General features: G+C 43.6%; 3 protein-coding genes and 1 pseudogene. All 4 read left to right on the top strand.

Features of this window, described 5'->3' with window-relative positions; translation table 11 throughout:
- Positions 1–307, top strand: a pseudogene (locus ACFIQE_RS09495) (phage baseplate assembly protein V); the annotation flags it as partial.
- Positions 304–645, top strand: a complete 342-nt coding sequence (locus tag ACFIQE_RS09500) for a GPW/gp25 family protein (protein ID WP_375674224.1) — start codon at positions 304–306, stop codon at positions 643–645. The pseudogene ACFIQE_RS09495 and the gene ACFIQE_RS09500, both read left to right, overlap by 4 nt.
- Entirely contained in the window at positions 642–1,469 is an 828-nt protein-coding gene (locus tag ACFIQE_RS09505) for a baseplate J/gp47 family protein (protein ID WP_375630634.1), read from the top strand. Before ACFIQE_RS09500 ends, ACFIQE_RS09505 begins: the two co-directional genes overlap by 4 nt.
- Positions 1,469–2,575, top strand: coding sequence for a phage tail protein (locus ACFIQE_RS09510; RefSeq protein ID WP_375707622.1), 1,107 nt, complete (start codon positions 1,469–1,471; stop codon positions 2,573–2,575). The genes ACFIQE_RS09505 and ACFIQE_RS09510 overlap by 1 nt, the downstream gene beginning before the upstream one ends.
- The last annotated feature ends 22 nt before the right edge of the window (positions 2,576–2,597 follow it).

Genomic DNA, 2,597 nt, shown 5'->3' on the forward strand with positions numbered 1-2,597 from the left:
AAAGTTTATCCTGACAATCGCTGATGGTGTGTCACTAAAAGGTGATGGTGGCAAGCTAGAGCTTACCGCACCGGAAGACATAAAGATTGTTTCAGAAAGCGATATAAATTTAAACGCAAAAGGCGGCATCTCTTTGAAGGCAGGTGGTGGCATTTCACTGAATTCGAATGATAGTCTCTCTCTTCATTCTGGAAATAATGTTTCCATTCATTCAAGTGGATTAAGACATAACGGCACCAATGTAGGAGAAACCCATGTTCATGGCGGTGTTTCCCCTGGTGGTTCTATGACAGGAGGTCCCAATTGAACAGTGGAATGGACCGTACAACAGGAAAGCCATTAACCGGCATTGATCATTTGCGTCAATCAATCCTTGATATTTTGTTAACGCGGATTGGTTCGCGTGTAATGCGGCGTGATTATGGTTCACGTGTTGCTGAACTCATTGATGCACCGGTTAATAATGCTTTTGCTGTTGCTCTTTATGCTGCTGTTGCTGAGGCTTTAGACAAGTGGGAACCGCGTTTTAAAGTGAAAAAAATTGATTTTAAAAGGGGTGAGAATGGACACGTTTCTTTATCCTTTGAAGGCATTTATTTGCCATCCGGCAAGCCCATTACCATGGAAGGATTATTGATAAAATGAATGGAGTGCTTGCAAAACCAGACATCATCACAGAACTTTCTTTTGAAGAAATACGCGCTGCTGCTCTTGTCCATTTAAAAGAGCTTTTGCCTGAATATACCATTCTTGAAAGTGATCCGGCCGTAAAAGTCATAGAGGCTTTTAGCTATCGAGAGTTGCTTTTAAGACAGCGTATTAATGAGGCAGCACGCAACAACATTCTTGATTTTGCAACCGGTGAATCTCTTGATGCTTTGGGAAACTGGCATGGTCTTGCCCGCATGGAGGGTGAAAGTGACGAGAGATATCGTGAACGCATACAGCTTCATGCCCGTGGAGGAAACGGAAGTGGAACAGAACCCTATTACAAACTTATCGCCTTAACAGCCGATAGTCGAGTGAAAGATGCCATTATCTATCGTAAAGGCAAAAACCCAACCATCTATGTTGCTCTTTTTGGTAATAATGAAGAAGGAACAGCCTCTGAAGATCTCATACAAGCAGTTTCACAAGCTCTTCACAGAAAAAATATCATCATGACCAATGATACAATCATTGTTCACGCTGCTGTCAAAAAAGTGCTGGATTTAGAAGCAGATGTTTGGCTGTTACCAGAAACATCTTTGAAAATTCTCACAACAATGGAAACAAATTTACGCACGGCTTGGAAACAAGAACAAGCCATTGGTCGTGAATTAAGTTTGTCGTGGTGGATTTCAAAACTAATGATTTCTGGTGTCCAAAAAGTGATTGCCATTACCCCAACACAAGACAGTATGGTTTGTGATGAAGAAATTTTATCGATTGGAAAAATCACCTTAAACTTCAAAGGGCGTGCCCGCTAATGGTTGGTTCCCTCCTTCCCACAAATGCGACAGAATTTGAAAAGCGCCTTGCCGATGCTTGCGATTTTCATCAAGATATTGATGGTTCTGTTTTGGGGATTTCACGCGCAAAACTGATCACACGCCCTCCCCGTTTCTTGCCGTGGTTGATTGAAGAATACGGGCTTGGTGAACTGACACCTTATGTTCCAAATCTCTATGATTTGATTGATCAAGGGCTTCAATGGCAGAGGATACGTGGCTCCCTTGCGGCAATAGAGATGGGGCTTGAATGGCTAGAGATTACAGCACGCTTTCAACCCGCCTGGACGGGGCGCGCATGGTGGAACTCCTTTCAACTTGATTTTGATCAGTTGCCTGAACGAACACAGCTTGAAGCCATTGAAGCGATTACAGATCTCTCCAAAAGTTTGCGCTCCGATTTTCGTCGTGGTGTTGCGGGGTATGATGTGCAAGCTGTTGAATGCAATATGTCACGCCTTGATGACAGCATGTTGGAGTATGAAAGCGGTGTTCGCTTAACAGCTGGGGGCACTTTGTTTTCCTTTGGGCGCACAACAGAAATCAATCACACGCTCACAAGAGAAGAAGGCAAGCTTATTGGCAATTGGATGGATGATGGGGATGAAGAGTTAAGCTTTGAACAAATCGATTATCCATGGGACATGGCTAATTTTCCGTGGTGTTCGGTCAAAAAACATGAACGCGATATACTCATGGCAGAATGGTTTCATGGTCGCACGCTTTATCTCGTGTTAAGAGACAGCCAAAATAGCGTGATTGGGTATCGCAGATGCTATGCTGTAGCGCCTGTCGAACAGGCTTTGGATGGTGTGTACAGCCATTGTGGAAACAAATTTAACCCTTCCCCAACCGGCACTCTGTTGTTTCTTGCAGCCCGCACAGATTTTCACGATGTTGAGGACAAACAAGCAGCATTTGTTTCTATTCTCGTTCACGGCATTCCCAAACAAGATATCCCCCTTGGAAAGCTTTGGTGTGACGTCAATGAACTGAATGGTGGTGTCGAGATACTCAAAACGCCTGTCACTATTCCTTTGCGTGCCGATGTTCGCGAACAATTCAAGATTTTATTGAGGTTTTAATATGAAGCATGAAAGTGGTTTA

The organism is Bartonella sp. AA1HLJMS (assembly GCF_042197445.1).
In the GTDB taxonomy this organism is placed as follows: domain Bacteria; phylum Pseudomonadota; class Alphaproteobacteria; order Rhizobiales; family Rhizobiaceae; genus Bartonella.

Bases quoted from the DNA above. Each gene is read 5' to 3' on its own strand.
- ACFIQE_RS09505 (WP_375630634.1), top strand. From the start codon at position 642: ATGAATGGAGTGCTTGCAAAACCAGACATCATCACAGAACTTTCTTTT.
- ACFIQE_RS09510 (WP_375707622.1), top strand. From the start codon at position 1,469: ATGGTTGGTTCCCTCCTTCCCACAAATGCGACAGAATTTGAAAAGCGC.